A 17,642-nucleotide genomic window follows, 5' to 3' on the forward strand; every position below is an offset into this window, starting at 1 on the left:
GCCGGTCACGCGCCGGTCGCCACGGGATAGTCGACCTGGAAGCGGCCGATCCTGAGGTCGCCGAGCTCCTCGCGGACGCGCAGGTGCTCCGGATGCGACGCATAGGCCTTCAATGCGGCGCTGCTGGCGAATTCGGAGAACAGGACGACGTCGCAGGCATAGTCGACGTCGCTGACATCGAGACCGACCTCGATGTGGGTCAGGCCGTCGATCCGGCCTTTCAAACTCTCGAACAGGGTCTTGACCTTGAGCCGGGCCGCGGCGCGCTCGGCAGCCGTCTCGGCGCGCAGCCGCCACATCACGATGTGCCTGATCGGCCCCGTCATTCGTGCGTCCCTCACCTGTGCTTGTTCTTGTCTGACGATTTTGCCTTGCAGGAAATGGAAATAAAGGACAAAAATTGTAACTCTGTTTTCCGATCAGCGTAACAATGGACCGTCTGCTCCAACTCGAGGTGTTTTCCAAGACGGCCGAGCTGGGCAGCCTGTCCAAGGCCGCCGAGTCCTTGCGGATGTCCAACGCCGCGGCGAGCCGGCATCTCAGCGCGCTGGAGGAACGGCTCGCGGTGCGCCTGATCGAGCGCAACACGCGCCGGCTCTGGCTGACCGAAGCCGGGCAGGAGCTGCTGCAGCGCTGCGGCCCGCTGCTCAACGAGCTGGCCGAGGCCGAGGACGCCGTCAGCGACCGCGCGCTGTCGCCGCAGGGCATGCTGCGCGTCACCAGCTCGCTGTCGTTCGCGACGATCTATCTCGCGCCGATGCTGCCGGCGTTTCGCGCGATGTATCCAAAGCTGAGCCTGCAGATCATCGCCGCCAACCGCTACCCGGATTTCATCGAGGCGGGCATCGACGTGGCGATCCGCACCCGCGAGCATGAGCCGGACTCGGGCATCGTCGTCCGCCGCATCGGGCAGATGCGGCGCGTGCTGGCGGCCGCGCCGTCCTATCTCGCGAGCCGTGGCTGTCCCGTCGTTCCCGGCGATCTGGTGCGCCACGACATGCTGATCTACAATCTTGCCAATGATCCGTATTCCCTGTCCCTGCGCAACGGCACGACTGCCCAGAGCATTCGGATCGCGCCGACGCTCGACAGTAATGACGGCCAGGTGATCAAGGGCGCCGCGCTTGCCGGGCTCGGCATCCTGATCCAGCCGCTCTACATCGTGCAGAGCGACATTCTGGCCGGCCGGCTGGTGCCGGTCCTGCTCGACTGGGAGCTGCCGCTCTTGACGATGAACATCGCCTACCAGAACCGCGTCAGGCTGCCGGCCAAGATCAGGGTGTTCGCCGATTTCCTCGTCGATCACATCCGGACCCATTCCGACCCGGGGATCTGGATCGAGCCGCCCAAGCCGGATTGAGCCGATGCCCGCATGCGGGGGAGGGCGGATCATGTTCTGAGAAAAATAATTACCTTGCTATTTTTCGGAAATCATGGTCTCCTGCGTGCATCCCGCCTCGAGCAGAGGGACGTACGCGTCGTCACGAACGTGGAGGTGGGCTGCGATGGACGTGACGGCTGTGCCAGACGAGCGCAGGCGGCGCGGACGGCGAAGTCGTGTGGTCCTGGCCTCTCGACGCTGAGGTCAAGTCCGTGGTCGTTGCTTGACGGCACGCGCGGGCGATGGGGGCAAGAACGCCGATCCCCAGGGAGAGCACGAAGGACACCGTTAACACCGTCGCGCGGGGAAGGCCGGGTCTGTCCGGCTGTACCTGTGGTACCTGCCGCCTGCATTCTTTTGAGCAGGCGGGCCACGGGCCTCAGCCGAGGTCCGGCCTTCCTCGCGCCCTCTCATGATCAGGAGGGACACGACGAACCCACACCTCGGGCCTCGTAGGCCGCGGGAACGCACGCGCTCATCTCCATGGCTGCTCATGTCGCCAACCCAATCCCCGGTGTCGTCCCGGACAAGCGCGCACAGCGCGCCGATCCGGGACCCATAACCCCAGGGCGCAGACGGGCATCCAGTACGCCGCGGCGTCTCGGCGGATCATGGCCGCCGGTGGTATGCTGGTTCGCCCGCCCGCCCGCGCGGGCGATGACGGCGGTGATGGTCTGTCCCCGGGGGGGGGGGAGCGACGCTCGCACGGACGCGAGGTGCCGCAGCCCGCCGCAATATGTCGGTTGGCCCGTAGAAATTCGGAGTTGGATCGAAAGATCAATACTTATCAACGGCTTGTGACTGTCATCCGACTGTCATCGAACCTTTATAAAAGCCACACTGAGGCCCCGTAAAGCGGCCGGGGAAGCGCAATCGGGCGCAGATGGCGCTTCGCTTCCCAAGCATGGAGACCAGCTATGAATTTCGTCAAAGCTATCGTCGCTGCCGGCTTGGTCGCCGCATCGACGTCGGCCTTCGCTGCCGACATTACCGGTGCGGGCGCGACGTTCCCGTTCCCGATCTATTCCAAGTGGGCGGACGCCTACAAGAAGGAGACCGGCAACGGTCTGAACTACCAGTCGATCGGTTCCGGCGGCGGCATCAAGCAGATCCAGGCCAAGACCGTGACCTTTGGCGCCACCGACGCGCCGCTCAAGGCCGAGCAGCTCGAGAAGGACGGCCTGGTGCAGTGGCCGATGGTGATGGGCGGCATCGTGCCGGTCGTCAACCTCGAGGGCGTGAAGCCGGGCGAGATGGTGCTGGACGGCGAGACGCTCGCCAACATCTATCTCGGCAAGATCACCAAGTGGGATGACGCCGCGATCAAGAAGCTCAACCCCAGCGTCAAGCTGCCGTCCGATGCGATCGCCGTGGTCCGCCGCTCCGACGGCTCGGGCACGACCTTCAACTTCACCTACTACCTCTCCGAGGTGAGCGCCGACTGGAAGAGCAAGATCGGCTTCAACACCGCCGTCGAGTGGCCGGTCGGTGTCGGCGCCAAGGGCAACGAGGGTGTGTCCGGCAACATCGGCCAGACCAAGAACTCGATCGGCTATGTCGAGTACGCCTATGCCAAGCAGAACAAGCTCACCTACACCGGCATGATGAACAAAGCCGGCAAGACCGTGCAGCCGACCGTCGAGGCCTTCCAGGCCGCGGCCGCGAATGCCGACTGGGCCAAGGCCCCCGGCTACTACGTGATCCTCGCCAACCAGCCCGGCGACAAGTCCTGGCCGATGACGGCGGCGACCTTCATCCTGATGCACAAGGAGCCGGCCGACAAGGCGGCGTCCGGCGAAGCCATCAAGTTCTTCAAGTGGTCGTTCGAGAAGGGCGGCAAGATGGCTGAGGAGCTCGACTACATCCCGATGCCCGACAGCGTCGTGAAGCTGATCGAGAAGACCTGGTCGGCCGACATCAAGAGCTGAGCTGGACGTATCGAAAATCCCCTCTCCCGGCCTCCGGGGGAGGGACGCTACCGGGGTTGCGGCGTGTCCAAGGAACAGGGGGCAGAATTGGCAGAGATGGCGGTTCAGACCGAAGTCAGCGATATCGCGGCCGCTGCCGGACCCTATGACCGGGCACGCGCGCTCAACGCCTTCAAGCTCGGCGACGTGACCTTCTATTGGATCACGCGGCTGTCCGCGATCTCCGTCCTGTTGATCCTGGGCGGCATCATCCTGTCGCTCATCGTCGGCGCATGGCCGGCCATGAGAGAATATGGCTTCGAATTCCTGTGGACGCGGCGCTGGGCGCCGTCGGCCGATCCGCCGGTGCTCGGCGCGCTCGGCCCGATCTACGGCACCTTGGTCACGTCCTTCATCGCGATGCTGATCGCCATTCCGGTCGGTCTGGGCATTGCGATCTTCCTCACCGAGCTGTGCCCGCAATGGCTGCGCCGTCCGATCGGACTTGCCATCGAGCTGCTCGCCGGCATTCCCTCGATCATCTACGGCATGTGGGGCTTCTTCGTGCTGGGCCCGTTCCTGGCCTATACGTTCCAGCCGTTCATGATCAATCTCTGCGCCGGCATCCCCGTGCTGCAGGACATCTTCGCGGGGCCCCCGTCCTATCTCAGCCTGTTCAACGCCTCGCTGATCCTGGCGATCATGGTGCTGCCGTTCATCACCTCGATCTCGGTCGACGTGTTCAAGACGGTCCCGCCGGTGCTGAAGGAAGCCGCCTACGGGGTCGGCTGCACCACCTGGGAGGTCGTGCGCAGCGTCGTCATTCCCTACACCCGCGTCGGCGTCATCGGCGGCGTCATGCTGGCGCTGGGCCGTGCGCTCGGCGAAACGATGGCGGTGACCTTCATCATCGGCAACTCGTTCCGGATCTCATCCTCGATCTTCGCGCCGGGCACCACGATCTCGGCCGCCATCGCCTCCGAATTCCAGGAGAGCGACGGGCTGCACCAGTCGAGCCTGATCCTGCTCGGCCTGCTGCTGTTCGTGCTCACCTTCTTCGTGCTGGCGAGCGCGCGGCTGATGCTCATGCGGCTCGAAGCCAAGGCGGGAAGATAAGCCATGTCCAGCGCTGATACGCTTACACTCGATGCGCCGGTCAATCCGATCTATGCACGCCGGCGCCGCAGGGACATCGTGATCCGCGGCCTCTGCGTCGCCGCCGCGATGTTCGGCGTCACCTGGCTGGCGCTGATCCTGTTCACGCTGTTCTATAACGGACTCGCCGGCCTCAGCCTGCAGGTTTTTGCCGCCGACACGCCGCCGCCCGGCTCCAGCGAAGGCGGCCTGCGCAACGCCATCGTCGGCTCCTTGATCATGACGATCATCGGCGTCGGCATCGGCGCGCCGCTCGGCCTGTTCGCCGGCACCTATCTCGCCGAATACGGCCGCAACGACCGCCTGACCTCGGTGATCCGCTTCATCAACGACATCCTGCTGTCGGCGCCCTCGATCATCATCGGCCTGTTCATCTATGGTGCGGTCGTGGTGCCGATGGGCGGCTTCTCGGCACTCGCGGGTTCCCTTGCATTGGCGGTCATCGTGATCCCGGTGGTGCTGCGCACCACCGAGGACATGCTGCTGCTCGTGCCCAACCCGCTGCGCGAGGCGGCGTCTGCGCTCGGCCTGCCGCGCTCGCTGGTGATCCGCCGCATCGCCTATCGGGCGGCGCGCTCGGGCCTCATCACCGGCGTGCTGCTTGCCACCGCCCGCGTCGCCGGCGAGACCGCGCCTCTGCTGTTCACCGCGCTGTCGAACCAGTTCTGGAGCCTCAACCTTTCCAGGACGATGGCGAACCTGCCCGTCACCATCAACAATTTCGTCCAGAGCCCTTATGCCTACTGGAAGCAACTGGCCTGGAGCGGAGCCCTTCTCATCACTCTGGCCGTGCTCGCCCTGAACATCGGTGCACGCATTCTCGGCGCCGAGAGGAACACCAAATGACCGAACTGTCCGTCTCCGTCAGTCAGCCCAATCACGCTCTTCACGGCAAGGCGCTTCCGGATGCGCCGGCCAAGGTGACCGCGCGCAACCTCAACTTCTACTACGGCGACCATCACGCGCTGAAGAACATCAACCTGTCGCTGGGCACCAACCGCGTCACCGCGTTCATCGGCCCGTCCGGCTGCGGCAAGTCCACGCTGCTGCGCATCTTCAACCGGATGTACGATCTCTATCCGGGCCAGCGCGCGACCGGACAGCTGATGCTCGACAACACCAACATCCTCGATCCCAAGCTCGATCTGAATCTGCTGCGCGCCCGGGTCGGCATGGTGTTCCAGAAGCCGACGCCGTTTCCGATGACGATCTACGAGAACATCGCCTTCGGCATCCGCCTCTATGAGAAGATCTCGAAGTCGGAGATGGACGACCGGGTCGAGAAGGCGCTGCGCGGCGGCGCGTTGTGGAACGAGGTCAAGGACAAGCTCAACGCCTCGGGCCTGTCGCTGTCCGGCGGCCAGCAGCAGCGGCTGTGCATCGCGCGCACCGTGGCGGTCCGGCCGGAGGTGATCTTGTTCGACGAGCCGTGCTCGGCGCTCGATCCGATCTCGACCGCCAAGGTCGAGGAGCTGATCCAGGAGCTCGCCGAAAACTATACGATCGCCATCGTGACGCATAACATGCAGCAGGCGGCGCGCGTCTCCGACAAGACCGCCTTCATGTATCTCGGCGAGCTGATCGAGTTCGACGACACCAGCAAGATCTTCACCTCGCCGAGTGATCGGCGGACCCAGGATTACATCACCGGCCGGTTCGGCTGACGCCGACGACATTGTCTTCAGGAGATCATCATGGCCAGTGAACATACCGCCAAGGCGTTCGACAGCGATCTGCAGGACCTCACCCGTCTGGTATCGGAGATGGGCGGCCTCGCGGAGCGGCTGATCGTCGATTCCGTCGATGCGCTGGTGCGGCGCGACATCGCGCTCGGCCAGAAGGTGGTCGCCACCGACGCCGAGGTCGACAAGCTGCAGCGCATCATCGAGGAGCGCGCCGTGCTCACGATCGCCCGTCGCCAGCCGATGGCGGTCGACCTGCGCGAGATCGTCGGCGCGATGCGCGTGGCGACCGATCTGGAGCGCATCGGCGACCTCGCCAAGAACATCGGCAAGCGCGTCGCGGCGCTGGAGAGCGACTTCCATCCGCTGAAGCTGATCCGCGGCCTCGAGCACATGACCGATCTGGTGCAGTCGCAGGTCAAGACGGTGCTGGACGCCTATGCCGCGCATGACCTGCCGGCGGCGATGACGGTGTGGAAGGGCGACGAGGAAGTCGACGCCATCTGCACCTCGCTGTTCCGCGAGCTCCTGACCTACATGATGGAGGATCCGCGCAACATCTCGTTCTGCATCCACCTGATGTTCTGCGCCAAGAACATCGAGCGCATCGGCGATCACGCGACCAACATCGCCGAGACTGTATTCTATATGATCGAAGGCCAGCAGATCATGGACAAGCGCCCGAAGGGCGACATGACGAGCTTCGCGACGACGATTCCCGGTAACTAAGAGAGACGGTTCAGACATGGGCGCCCGAATTCTGGTGGTGGAGGACGAGGAGGCGCTGACGACGCTGCTGCGCTACAACCTCGAGGCCGAAGGCTACGAGGTCGAGACCGTGGCGCGCGGCGACGAGGCCGACACGCGGCTGAAGGAGCGCGTTCCGGATCTCGTCGTGCTCGACTGGATGCTGCCGGGCCTCTCCGGCATCGAGCTGTGCCGCCGCCTGCGCGCGCGCTCCGAGACCCGGCAACTGCCGATCATCATGCTGACGGCGCGCGGCGAGGAGAGCGAGCGCGTGCGCGGACTCGCCACCGGCGCCGACGACTACATCGTCAAGCCGTTCTCGGTGCCGGAGCTCCTGGCGCGCGTGAAAGGCCTGCTGCGGCGGGCGAGCCCGGAGCGGCTGGCGACCGTGCTGTCCTATGGCGACATCGAGCTCGACCGCGAGAAACGCCGCGTGGCGCGCTCGGGGCGGCCGATCGATCTCGGCCCGACCGAATACCGCCTGCTCGAATTCTTCCTCGAGCACCCCGGCCGCGTGTTCAGCCGCGAACAGCTGCTCGACAGCGTTTGGGGCCGCGACATCTACATCGACGAGCGCACCGTCGACGTCCATATCGGCCGCCTGCGCAAGCTGCTCAATCCCGGCCGCGAGCAGGACCCGATCCGCACCGTGCGCGGCGCCGGTTATGCGCTCGATGATCGCTTCGCCAAGAGCGAGCAGGTGTAAGGGCGATGGGCGTGAGGATGAAGAAGGTGTGAGGCGCGAGCGGGCCCGATTGAGGAGATCGCGGTCCGCTTTCCGCCACGCCGCCGCCGTCTTGATCGTGTCTGCTTCGTGGCCCGTCACGATGTTTCGGTCCCAGCGGACGCCCTTGATCAAGACCATCATCATATCTCTTGCCGTGCTGCTCGGCAGCCTGGCGGGCGCCCCGGCCGCCGAGCTCGAGGACGCGGTCGCGGCGGCAGGCAACGGGCAGCATGCGGCGGCGATGCGACGGCTGCTGCCGCTGGCCGCCAAGGGCGATGCGCGGGCGCAGTTCGACGTCGGCTTCATGCAGGCGTTCGGCTGGGGCGTGCCGCGTAATCCGAGCGAGGCGCTGGCCTGGTACCGCAAGGCCGCCGATCGGGGGCTCGCCGTCGCGCAACATCATCTCGGCATCGCCTACGTCAATGGCGAGGGTGTTGCCTCGAACTACGGCGAAGCCAGTCGCTGGTTCAGCCGCGCGGCGGCGCAGGGCTTCGCCCAGTCGCAATACATGCTCGGCCTGATGCTGCTCGACGGCCGCGGTGTGAAACAGGACGTCGTGCAGGGCTATGCCTGGCTGGTGATGGCGGGCCGTAGTGGCGTGCGATCGGCCGGCCGCGACGTGCAGCGGGTCAGGTTGACCGAGCCGCAGCGCGTCCAGGCCCAGAGCGCCATTGCGTCCTGGCAGCCGAAACCGGAATCGGCGGATGCGGGCATTGCCACTCCGCGTCCGGAGCAATTGCTCGGGCTCGATCGCCACATCGGCGAGGTCGTCGATCCCACCTCCTGGCCGGCGTCGTCGATCGGCGTCGTCACCGTCGCGCAATACTCGAGCGGCGGCTGGTGCACCGGCACCCTGGTGGCGCCGCGCGTCGTGCTCACCGCCGCGCATTGCGTCTTCAACGGCGTGGCGCAGGTCAGCCCCGGCAATGTCCGCTTCCTGGCCGGCATGAACCGTGGCACGCCGGCGGCATCGTCGGTCGCCGACAAGCTGATCGTGGCGCCCGATTTCGTCCCGACCCGGCACGACAGATGGTCGCTCGACCGCTCGCCCGCCGATTGGGCGCTGATCGTGCTGAAGGATGCTCTGCCGTCGAAGCCGGTGGCGGTCAAGGCGCTGACCCGCGAGGAGCTCGCGGCTGCGACCACGGCCGGAACCATCTCCGAGATCGGCTATGGCCAGGAGCGGCGCTATTCGCCGACCGGCCAGCGCAATTGCAGCGCCGGCATGACCGGGGATGCCCGGCTGTTGACAGTGCATTGCCTGGCCAATTTCGGCTATTCGGGCTCGCCGATCCTGGCCGAGGTCGGCGGGGAGCCGGCCGTGGTCGGCATCTTCTCGGCGTTCCACGAGGAGACCCGGCTGATGTTCGCCGCCCCCGCGAGCCAGTTCGAGGCGGTCGTGCGGCGCGAGATCGCGGCACAGAGTGCCTCGGCGCGGTGAGGGAAGGAGGGGGCGAGAGGGACGAGGTCCCCGCCGCTGGTCATGATCTGTGCGTGACTGGATAGCGGGTTGCCAAGCGAGAGGGCAATCCGGGAAGCGCCGCCCAGGTTTTCCTGCAGCTTTTGCCTGCAGCGGGGGCTTTACCGAACTGGCCTGGCTCTTGCTATAGTCCGAGTATGACGATTGTTCCAATTGATCATCCTCGGGCCGCGCGGCTGCTGTGGTGGCGGTCGCAGCCCGGCCGGACCGTCGCGCTCGTCGCCGGGCTGGTCGCGGCCAACGCGCTCGCCTGGGCCTGGGCGTTCGCGCTCTATGCCGACCGGCCCGCCATCGTAGGCACCGCGATGCTGGCCTGGCTGCTCGGGCTGCGCCATGCGATCGATGCGGATCACATCGCGGCCATCGACAACGTCGTGCGGAAGCTGGTGCAGGACGGTAACCCTCCGCGCGCCGCCGGCCTCTATTTTGCGCTCGGCCATTCCAGCGTCGTCGTCATCGCCACCATCGTCGTGAGCCTCATCGCCGGCGCCGACCTCCTGGATGAAGAGAGTGCGATCAGGGCGATCGGCGGCGTCATCGGCACGTCGGTATCGGCCGGCTTCCTGCTGCTTATCGCGTTGGCGAACCTCATTCTGTTCGTGAACCTCTGGCGCCGCGCCGCACAGCCGCAGTCCGAGATGGAAACAGCCGGAAACAGCGGACGGGGCATCCTCATCCGCCTGCTGCGCCCCGTGCTCCGCCTGGTGGGACGCGCCTGGCACATGTATCCGCTCGGCTTCCTGTTCGGTCTCGGCTTCGACACCGCGAGCGAGATCGGGCTTCTCAGCCTGTCGGCGACCGAGGCTGCGCGCGGCGCGAGCCTCGCCCATGTGCTGGTATTCCCGGCGCTGTTCGCGGCTGCGATGGCCACCGTCGACACCGCCGACAGCATGCTGATGGTCGGCGCCTATCGCTGGGCGCTGACCGATCCCGCACGCAAGCTGCGCTATAACCTCGTGATCACCGGCGCATCCGTTGCGATCGCGCTGGTGATCGGCAGCTTCGAGGCGTTCACGCTGTTGGCGCCGCGGCTTGGCCTGACGGGGGGATGGGCTGACGTCGCCACCGCGCTGGGTGACGGTGTCGCCAATCTCGGAATCGTCGCGATCGGCCTGTTCGGACTGGTCTGGGCGGTCGCGATGCTGCTCGGTCGCAGTCAGCGCGGTTCCGAGGCGACGCCCGGCGAAGCGCTTGCCAGCGTTCGTGCGGGGGCGCTAAACCCGCCGGCGATACGAAGCGGAACGCATAAGACGGGCTAGGAGCGGGGCCTCATGATGGTCGGCTCGGAGGGAACGATCAGGATGCTGTGGCTGCAGGGCGCGAGCTGCGGCGGCTGCACCATGTCGATCCTGGAAAGCGGTGCGTCCGGCTGGTTCGACGAATTGCGCCAATCCGGCATCGATCTGGTATGGCATCCCTCCGTCAGCGAGCAGACAGGGGACGAGGTCGTGGAGCTGTTGGAGGCGATCCGCGACGGCCGCGAGCGGCTCGATCTGCTGGTGCTCGAAGGCTCGGTGGCGCGAGGCCCCGGTCTGACCGGCCGCTTCAACATGCTCGCCGGCACCAACCGCTCGATCTATCACTGGCTGCTCGATCTGGCGCCGCTGGCCGACTACGTCGTTGCCGTCGGTAGTTGCGCCGCCTATGGCGGCATTCCTGCTGCCGGCATCAATCCGACCGATGCGGTCGGATTGCAGTTCGAGGGCAGCGATATCGGCGGCGCGCTTGGCGCGGCCTTCCGCTCGAGACGCGGGCTGCCGGTGATCAACGTCGCAGGCTGTGCGCCGCATCCGGGCTGGATGATGGAGAGCCTGCTGGCGCTTACCTCGGGCGATCTGACGGCAGACGGCCTCGACGCGGTCGGCCGTCCGACCTTCATCGCCAACCACCTCGCTCATCACGGCTGCTCGCGCAACGAGTTCTACGAGTTCAAGGCGAGCGCGGAGACGATGTCGGAGCGCGGCTGCCTGATGGAGCATCTCGGCTGCCGCGCAACGCAAGCGGTCGGCGACTGCAATCAGCGCTCGTGGAACGGCGGCGGTTCCTGCACCAAGGGCGGTTATGCCTGCATCGCCTGCACCTCGCCGGGCTTCGAGAGCGCGCAGAACTATCTGGAGACGGCGAAGCTCGCCGGCATCCCCGTCGGCCTTCCCACCGACATGCCGAAAGCCTGGTTCGTCGCGCTCGCAGCGCTGTCGAAATCGGCCACGCCGCGCCGCGTCCGAGTCAATGCGACGGCGGATCATGTCGTGGTGCCGCCGGGCCGTTCCGGCGACAAGCGCCGTCCATGACGCGGATCACGGTCGGACCGTTCAATCGTGTCGAAGGCGATCTCGAGGTCAGGCTCGATATCGAGAGCGGCCGCGTCGCGCGGGCGGAGGTGACGGCGCCGCTCTATCGCGGCTTCGAGCAGATCCTTGAGGGCCGGCCGCCGCTCGACGCCCTGGTGATCGCGCCGCGCATCTGCGGCATCTGCTCCGTGTCGCAATCGATCGCGGCCGCCGCGGCGTTGCGCCAGGCCATGGGCATTGCGGCAGCACCAAACGGCATCCTCGCGAGCAACATCGCGCACGCGGCCGAGAACGCGGCGGATCATCTGACGCATTTCTACATCTTCTTCATGCCGGACTTCGCCCGCGATGCTTATGCCTCGCACACTTGGCATTCGACCGCGGCCGAACGTTTCGCGGCGACGAAGGGCAACGCTGCCCGCGATGCCCTGCCTGCGCGCGCGCGACTGCTCGAGATCATGGGCCTGATCGCCGGCAAATGGCCGCACAGTCTCGCCTTCCAGCCAGGCGGGACGACGCGCGCGATCGAGCTCGGCGAGCGCGTGCGGCTGAACGCGATCGCGGCGTCGTTTCGCGGTTTCCTTGAGCGCGCCGTATTTGCCGACAAGCTGGAGAATGTGCTCGCCTTGTCGACGCCGGACGAACTCGACCGTTGGCGCGAGGGCCGCGCCGGCGACTTCGCGCATTTCCTTCGGCTGGCCGATGCGCTCGCGCTGGCCGACCTCGGCAGCGGACCAGGTCTCTTGATGAGCTTCGGCGCGTATCACGACTTCAGTGGGGCTCGTTTTCGCGCTGGCGTCCGCACGAGCAGTGGCGAGGTCCAGGCTTTGCCGTCGGACGGCATCACCGAGGACGTCTCGCACGCCTGGATGCACGATACGTCGCTCGATCCGGCCGAGAGCCGCACCGTGCCCGATGCCGACAAAGCCGACGCCTATAGCTGGTGCAAGGCGCCGCGTCTCGCGGGAGAACCGGTCGAGGTCGGCGCTCTCGCAAGGCAGGCCATCGACGGTCAGCCGTTGATCACCGCGCTGCTCGCGAGCGGTCGCAGCAATGTCCGCAATCGTGTCATCGCCCGGCTGATCGAAACCGCGCAGCTCGCGCTGTCGATCGAGCACTGGATCAAGGCATTGCGTCTCAACGAGCCGTTTTGCGAAAACAGCGCCAGCGCGGTCGACGGCAATTTCGTCGGGCTCGTGGAAGCTGCGCGCGGCAGCCTCGGCCACTGGCTCGCGGTGCGCTCCGGCCGGATCGAGCGTTATCAGATCATCGCGCCGACGAGCTGGAATTTTTCGCCGCGCGACGCCGACGGCGTTGCGGGCCCGCTCGAGCAGGCGCTGGTCGGCACCGAGGTCGGCGATGCCGGCGCGCGTGCGGTCGGCATCCAGCACGTGGTGCGGTCGTTCGATCCCTGCATGGTCTGCACGGCGCATTGAGCGCGCTGCACACAGGCAGGCGGCAAGCGGAAACAAGATTGTCGGTGCAAAGCGCGTGATTTCCGATTGTCGCGCGCGATCCACCACCGAAGGCTCCGTCACTGCGATCGCACCGCTTCAAGCATCTGAAATCATTATGATTCAAATCCAGCAATGATGCTGGCCCGCATCTTGCTGTCCTTCTCGCCAGAACGCGATCAGATGATCGCCAACGCGATGTCAGGGGAGGACTCATGGGCGCGGCAACGGAAACCTTTTACAGCGTCATCAGGCGTCAGGGCATCACGCGGCGCAGCTTTCACAAATTCTGCAGCCTGACCGCGACGAGCCTCGGCCTCGGCCCGGTCGCGGCGAGCCGCATCGCCAATGCGCTGGAAACCAAGCCGCGCACGCCGGTCATCTGGATGCACGGGCTGGAGTGCACGTGCTGCTCGGAGAGCTTCATCCGCTCAGCGCATCCGCTGGTGAAGGATGCCGTGCTGTCGATGATCTCGCTCGACTATGACGACACCATCATGGCGGCGGCCGGCCACCAGGCGGAGGCCATCCTCGACGAGACGCGCGCGAAGTACAAGGGACAGTATATCCTCGCGGTCGAAGGCAATCCGCCGCTGAACGAAGGTGGCATGTTCTGCATCGACGGCGGCAAGCCGTTCGTCGAAAAGCTGAAGATGATGGCCGAGGACGCCATGGCGATCATCGCCTGGGGCGCCTGTGCCTCCTGGGGCTGTGTGCAGGCGGCAAAGCCCAATCCGACGCAGGCGACCCCGATCGACAAGGTCATCACCAACAAGCCGATCATCAAGGTGCCGGGCTGCCCGCCGATCGCGGAAGTCATGACCGGCGTCGTCACCTTCATCACCACCTTCGGCAAGCTGCCGGAGCTCGACCGCCAGGGCCGGCCGAAGATGTTCTACTCACAGCGTATCCACGACAAGTGCTATCGCCGGCCGCATTTCGACGCCGGCCAGTTCGTCGAGGAGTGGGACGACGAGGCCGCGCGCAAGGGCTACTGCCTCTACAAGATGGGCTGCAAGGGCCCGACCACCTACAATGCCTGCTCGACGGTGCGCTGGAACGGCGGCGTGTCGTTCCCGATCCAGTCCGGTCACGGCTGCATCGGCTGCTCCGAGGACGGCTTCTGGGACAAGGGCTCGTTCTACGACCGCCTCACCAACATCAAGCAGTTCGGCATCGAGCACAACGCCGACCAGGTCGGCATGGTGGCCGCGGGCACGGTGGGCGCAGCGGTCGCGGCGCATGCGGCGGTGACGGCCGTGAAACGGCTCGCCACCAAGCGCGACGACGCCAAACAAGATCATTGATCGCATTCAGGGCAGGCAACGATGGGCATCCAGACTCCCAACGGCTTCAATCTCGACAATTCCGGCAAGCGCATTGTCGTCGATCCGGTCACCCGGATCGAGGGACACATGCGGGTCGAGGTCAACGTCGACTCCGACAATGTCATCCGCAATGCGGTTTCCACCGGCACGATGTGGCGCGGCATCGAGGTGATCCTCAGGAATCGCGATCCGCGCGACGCCTGGGCCTTCACCGAGCGGATCTGCGGCGTCTGCACCGGAACGCATGCGCTCACATCGGTGCGCGCGGTCGAGAACGCGCTCGGCATCACCATTCCGGAGAATGCCAACTCCATCCGCAACCTCATGCAGCTTGCGCTGCAGGTGCACGACCACGTCGTGCACTTCTATCATCTGCACGCGCTGGACTGGGTCGACGTGGTCTCGGCGCTCTCGGCCGATCCGAAGGCGACGTCGACACTGGCGCAGTCGATCTCGAGCTGGCCGCTGTCGTCGCCCGGCTATTTCAGGGACCTCCAGACCCGCCTCAAGAAGTTCGTCGAGTCGGGGCAGCTCGGCCCGTTCAAGAATGGATATTGGGGCAGCAAGGCCTATAAGCTGCCGCCCGAAGCCAACCTGATGGCGGTGGCGCACTATCTGGAGGCGCTCGATTTCCAGAAGGAGATCGTCAAGATCCACACCATCTTCGGCGGCAAGAACCCGCACCCCAACTGGCTCGTGGGTGGCGTGCCGTGTCCGATCAACATCGACGGCACCGGTGCGGTCGGCGCCATCAACATCGAGCGGCTGAACCTCGTCTCCTCGATCATCGATCGCCTGATCGAGTTCAACGAGATGGTCTATCTGCCCGACGTCGCCGCGATCGGCTCCTTCTACAAGGACTGGCTCTATGGCGGCGGCCTGTCCGGCAAGAGCGTGCTCGCCTATGGCGACGTGCCCGAGCATGCCAATGACTACTCCGCCAAGAGCCTGAAGCTGCCGCGTGGCGCGATCATCAACGGCAACCTGTCCGAGGTGTTTCCGGTCGATCACGCCAATCCGGACGAGATCCAGGAGTTCGTGGTTCACTCCTGGTACAAATATCCCGACGAGACCAAGGGACTGCATCCCTGGGACGGCATCACCGAGCCGAACTACGTGCTCGGCCCCAATGCCAAGGGCACCAAGACCGACATCAAGGAGCTCGACGAGGGCGGCAAATATTCCTGGATCAAGGCGCCGCGCTGGCGCGGACATGCGATGGAGGTCGGACCGCTCGCACGCTGGGTCGTCGGCTATGCGCAGAACAAGGCGGAGTTCAAGGATCCCGTCGACAAATTCCTGAAAGATCTCGACCTGCCTCTGACGGCACTGTTCTCCACGCTCGGCCGCACCGCGGCGCGCGCGCTGGAATCGGTCTGGGCCGGACGGCAGATGCGCTACTTCCAGGACAAGCTGATCGCCAACATCAAGGCGGGCGACAGCTCGACGGCGAATGTCGACAAATGGAAGCCCGAGAGCTGGCCGAAAGAGGCCAAGGGCGTCGGCTTCACCGAGGCGCCGCGCGGCGCGCTCGCGCACTGGATCAAGATCAAGGACACCAAGATCGACAACTACCAGTGCGTCGTGCCGACGACCTGGAACGGCTCGCCCAGGGATCCCAAGGGCAACATCGGCGCATTCGAGGCGTCGCTGATGAACACCCCGATGGCCAATCCCGAGCAGCCGCTCGAGATCCTGCGCACGATCCATTCCTTCGATCCGTGCCTGGCCTGCTCGACGCACGTCATGAGTCCGGATGGCCAGGAACTGGCCAAGGTCAAGGTCAGGTAGCACGGGAGCAGGGTCATGATGGATGCAGTTGCACGCCCGCCCGAGTCGGGGACGGACATCGCCGCGATCGTAGCCGACGCCGCCGGCGAGCATGCGGTCGGCCGGCCCACGGTCTATGTCTACGAAGCGCCGGTGCGCATCTGCCACTGGGTCAACGCGTTCGCGATCATCGTTCTGATGATCACCGGTTATCTCATCGGATCACCTCTCCCGACGGTGTCGGGAGAGGCGTCGGCAAACTTCGTGATGGGCTATATCCGCTTTGCCCATTTCGCGGCCGGACAGGTGCTGGCGGTGTTCTTCCTCGCCCGCATCTTCTGGGCCTTCGTCGGCAACCACCATTCCCGGCAGATCTTCTACATTCCGGTGCATCGCAAGCAGTTCTGGAAAGAGGTGCTGCACGAGATCCGCTGGTACGCCTTCCTGGAACGTGAGCCGAAGATGTATGTCGGCCATAATCCCCTGGCGCAGACGGCGATGTTCATCGGCTTCACGCTGTTCGTGACCTTCATGATCGTCACCGGCTTTGCGCTCTATTCGGAAGGCACCGGGATCGACAGCTGGCAGCACAAATTGTTTGGCTGGGTGTTTGTGATCTGGCCGAACAGCCAGGATGTGCATACCTGGCATCACCTCGGGATGTGGGCGCTGGTCACGTTTGTGATGGTGCATGTCTATGCCGCCATTCGCGAAGACATCATGTCACGCCAGAGCATCATCTCCTCGATGATCTCAGGCGAACGGCAGTTCCGCGACTAGCAGGGGGCCGGCATGGTCGATGAGCGCGGACGCGATCGCATTTTGGTGCTCGGGATCGGCAACATTCTCTGGGCTGACGAAGGCTTCGGCGTGCGGGTGGTGGAGGAATTCCACCGCCGCTTCACCGTGCCCGACAACGTCACGATCCTGGATGGCGGCACGCAGGGGCTCTACCTCGTCAACTATGTCGAGGAGGCCGACGGTCTGATCGTGTTCGACGCCATCGACTACGGCCTCGTGCCGGGCGAGCTCAAGCTCGTCCGCGACGACGAGGTGCCGCGCTTCACCGGCGCCAAGAAGATGAGCCTGCACCAGACCGGCTTCCAGGAAGTGCTGAGTGCGGCCGATCTGCTCGGCCGCTATCCGCAGCGGCTTGCGCTGATCGGCTGCCAGCCGCTCGACCTCGAGGACTGGGGCGGACCGCTCACCGTGCCGGTCCGTGCGCAGATCGCGCCGGCGATCGAGCAGGCCTGCGCCCTGCTGGCGGAATGGGGCGCGCCCGCCGTGTCGCGGCGTGAACCGCTCGCCGGCGACGAACGCCTGCTCGCGAACGACATCGACCATCACAGCTATGAGCAGCGGACGCGCACGGCCGAGTGACCGCGTCGCGAGGGAATCCGACATGTGTCTTGGCCTGCCGATGACAATCCTCGAGACCGATGGCGTCTCGGCGCTGTGCAGCTTCGACGGCGAAGAGCGCCGCGTCTCGGTGCTGTTGCTGTCGAACCCGCCGGTCGGGGCCAAGGTGCTCGTCTATATCGACAACGCCGTTCGCCTGCTCGATGACGAAGAAGCGCGGCTGATCGGCGAGGCGCTGCGCGGCCTGCAGGCGGCCGTGAACGGCGAGAATTGCGACGACTTCTTCGCCGACCTGATCGGGCGCGAGCCGGAGCTTCCGGAGCATCTGCGGTAGCGGTGTTATGCCCTTGGATGGGCGCCA

General features: G+C 65.5%; 17 protein-coding genes. 16 read left to right on the forward strand and 1 reads right to left on the reverse strand.

All coding sequences use genetic code 11. From position 1 onward, the window contains the following. Positions 1–5 precede the first annotated feature (5 nt). Positions 6–326, reverse strand: a complete 321-nt coding sequence (locus QX121_RS03980) for a Dabb family protein (RefSeq protein ID WP_315811225.1) — start codon at positions 324–326, stop codon at positions 6–8. A gap of 104 nt (positions 327–430) precedes the next feature. Here QX121_RS03980 and QX121_RS03985 point away from each other — a divergent pair, with 104 nt between their 5' ends. The 16 genes from QX121_RS03985 to QX121_RS04060 all read left to right on the forward strand — a co-directional run bounded on the left by QX121_RS03985 (position 431) and on the right by QX121_RS04060 (position 17,615). Further along, positions 431–1,360, forward strand: coding sequence for a LysR family transcriptional regulator (locus QX121_RS03985; protein WP_315736697.1), 930 nt, complete (start codon positions 431–433; stop codon positions 1,358–1,360). 938 nt (positions 1,361–2,298) lie between these two features. Next, the gene (gene pstS / locus QX121_RS03990) at positions 2,299–3,309 is read left to right on the forward strand and encodes a phosphate ABC transporter substrate-binding protein PstS (RefSeq protein ID WP_315736698.1); all 1,011 of its coding nucleotides are present in this window, start codon (positions 2,299–2,301) and stop codon (positions 3,307–3,309) included. Between the two features lie 96 nt (positions 3,310–3,405). After that, complete coding sequence (gene pstC, locus QX121_RS03995) at positions 3,406–4,404, forward strand: phosphate ABC transporter permease subunit PstC (protein ID WP_315778888.1); 999 nt, start codon at positions 3,406–3,408, stop codon at positions 4,402–4,404. A 3-nt stretch (positions 4,405–4,407) separates the two neighbouring features. Continuing rightward, positions 4,408–5,289: a phosphate ABC transporter permease PstA gene (pstA, locus tag QX121_RS04000; protein WP_315736701.1), complete on the forward strand. Its 882-nt coding sequence runs from the start codon at positions 4,408–4,410 to the stop codon at positions 5,287–5,289. Continuing rightward, the gene (gene pstB / locus QX121_RS04005; protein WP_315713505.1) at positions 5,286–6,107 is read left to right on the forward strand and encodes a phosphate ABC transporter ATP-binding protein PstB; all 822 of its coding nucleotides are present in this window, start codon (positions 5,286–5,288) and stop codon (positions 6,105–6,107) included. The genes pstA and pstB overlap by 4 nt, the downstream gene beginning before the upstream one ends. Before the next feature lie 30 nt (positions 6,108–6,137). Next, positions 6,138–6,854 (forward strand): phosphate signaling complex protein PhoU, encoded by a 717-nt coding sequence (gene phoU, locus QX121_RS04010; protein WP_315736702.1) that lies wholly within the window; start codon positions 6,138–6,140, stop codon positions 6,852–6,854. A gap of 16 nt (positions 6,855–6,870) precedes the next feature. Further along, the gene (phoB, locus tag QX121_RS04015; protein WP_315754964.1) at positions 6,871–7,578 is read left to right on the forward strand and encodes a phosphate regulon transcriptional regulator PhoB; all 708 of its coding nucleotides are present in this window, start codon (positions 6,871–6,873) and stop codon (positions 7,576–7,578) included. A 145-nt stretch (positions 7,579–7,723) separates the two neighbouring features. Beyond that, the gene (locus QX121_RS04020; RefSeq protein ID WP_315811226.1) at positions 7,724–9,040 is read left to right on the forward strand and encodes a trypsin-like serine protease; all 1,317 of its coding nucleotides are present in this window, start codon (positions 7,724–7,726) and stop codon (positions 9,038–9,040) included. Between the two features lie 176 nt (positions 9,041–9,216). Continuing rightward, positions 9,217–10,338 carry a HoxN/HupN/NixA family nickel/cobalt transporter gene (locus tag QX121_RS04025; RefSeq protein ID WP_315811227.1) on the forward strand — a complete coding sequence of 374 codons (1,122 nt, stop codon included), beginning with the start codon at positions 9,217–9,219 and terminating at the stop codon, positions 10,336–10,338. Between the two features lie 15 nt (positions 10,339–10,353). Continuing rightward, entirely contained in the window at positions 10,354–11,370 is a 1,017-nt protein-coding gene (locus tag QX121_RS04030) for a HupU protein (RefSeq protein ID WP_315811415.1), read from the forward strand. Next, a complete protein-coding gene (locus QX121_RS04035) occupies positions 11,367–12,806 on the forward strand; it encodes a nickel-dependent hydrogenase large subunit (RefSeq protein WP_315811228.1) in 1,440 nt (479 codons plus the stop codon). Before QX121_RS04030 ends, QX121_RS04035 begins: the two co-directional genes overlap by 4 nt. A 233-nt stretch (positions 12,807–13,039) precedes the next feature. Further along, on the forward strand, positions 13,040–14,131 hold the full coding sequence (locus QX121_RS04040; protein ID WP_315736707.1) for a hydrogenase small subunit: 1,092 nt from the start codon (positions 13,040–13,042) through the stop codon (positions 14,129–14,131). Positions 14,132–14,152: 21 nt separating this feature from the next. Continuing rightward, positions 14,153–15,943, forward strand: coding sequence for a nickel-dependent hydrogenase large subunit (locus QX121_RS04045; protein ID WP_315736708.1), 1,791 nt, complete (start codon positions 14,153–14,155; stop codon positions 15,941–15,943). A 15-nt stretch (positions 15,944–15,958) separates the two neighbouring features. After that, complete coding sequence (gene cybH / locus QX121_RS04050) at positions 15,959–16,702, forward strand: Ni/Fe-hydrogenase, b-type cytochrome subunit (protein WP_315811229.1); 744 nt, start codon at positions 15,959–15,961, stop codon at positions 16,700–16,702. Between the two features lie 12 nt (positions 16,703–16,714). Continuing rightward, positions 16,715–17,302 (forward strand): HyaD/HybD family hydrogenase maturation endopeptidase, encoded by a 588-nt coding sequence (locus QX121_RS04055; protein WP_315811230.1) that lies wholly within the window; start codon positions 16,715–16,717, stop codon positions 17,300–17,302. Positions 17,303–17,324: 22 nt separating this feature from the next. After that, complete coding sequence (locus QX121_RS04060; protein WP_315736711.1) at positions 17,325–17,615, forward strand: HypC/HybG/HupF family hydrogenase formation chaperone; 291 nt, start codon at positions 17,325–17,327, stop codon at positions 17,613–17,615. The last annotated feature ends 27 nt before the right edge of the window (positions 17,616–17,642 follow it).

Source organism: Bradyrhizobium sp. SZCCHNR2028, from assembly GCF_032380995.1.
Lineage (GTDB): Bacteria > Pseudomonadota > Alphaproteobacteria > Rhizobiales > Xanthobacteraceae > Bradyrhizobium.

Bases quoted from the DNA above. Each gene is read 5' to 3' on its own strand.
- QX121_RS04040 (WP_315736707.1), top strand. From the start codon at position 13,040: ATGGGCGCGGCAACGGAAACCTTTTACAGCGTCATCAGGCGTCAGGGC.
- pstS (WP_315736698.1), top strand. From the start codon at position 2,299: ATGAATTTCGTCAAAGCTATCGTCGCTGCCGGCTTGGTCGCCGCATCG.
- phoU (WP_315736702.1), top strand. From the start codon at position 6,138: ATGGCCAGTGAACATACCGCCAAGGCGTTCGACAGCGATCTGCAGGAC.
- QX121_RS04025 (WP_315811227.1), top strand. From the start codon at position 9,217: ATGACGATTGTTCCAATTGATCATCCTCGGGCCGCGCGGCTGCTGTGG.
- pstB (WP_315713505.1), top strand. From the start codon at position 5,286: ATGACCGAACTGTCCGTCTCCGTCAGTCAGCCCAATCACGCTCTTCAC.
- QX121_RS04035 (WP_315811228.1), top strand. From the start codon at position 11,367: ATGACGCGGATCACGGTCGGACCGTTCAATCGTGTCGAAGGCGATCTC.
- phoB (WP_315754964.1), top strand. From the start codon at position 6,871: ATGGGCGCCCGAATTCTGGTGGTGGAGGACGAGGAGGCGCTGACGACG.
- pstC (WP_315778888.1), top strand. From the start codon at position 3,406: ATGGCGGTTCAGACCGAAGTCAGCGATATCGCGGCCGCTGCCGGACCC.
- QX121_RS04055 (WP_315811230.1), top strand. From the start codon at position 16,715: ATGGTCGATGAGCGCGGACGCGATCGCATTTTGGTGCTCGGGATCGGC.
- QX121_RS03980 (WP_315811225.1), bottom strand. From the start codon at position 326: ATGACGGGGCCGATCAGGCACATCGTGATGTGGCGGCTGCGCGCCGAG.
- QX121_RS04030 (WP_315811415.1), top strand. From the start codon at position 10,354: ATGGTCGGCTCGGAGGGAACGATCAGGATGCTGTGGCTGCAGGGCGCG.
- QX121_RS04045 (WP_315736708.1), top strand. From the start codon at position 14,153: ATGGGCATCCAGACTCCCAACGGCTTCAATCTCGACAATTCCGGCAAG.
- QX121_RS03985 (WP_315736697.1), top strand. From the start codon at position 431: ATGGACCGTCTGCTCCAACTCGAGGTGTTTTCCAAGACGGCCGAGCTG.
- cybH (WP_315811229.1), top strand. From the start codon at position 15,959: ATGATGGATGCAGTTGCACGCCCGCCCGAGTCGGGGACGGACATCGCC.
- QX121_RS04060 (WP_315736711.1), top strand. From the start codon at position 17,325: ATGTGTCTTGGCCTGCCGATGACAATCCTCGAGACCGATGGCGTCTCG.
- pstA (WP_315736701.1), top strand. From the start codon at position 4,408: ATGTCCAGCGCTGATACGCTTACACTCGATGCGCCGGTCAATCCGATC.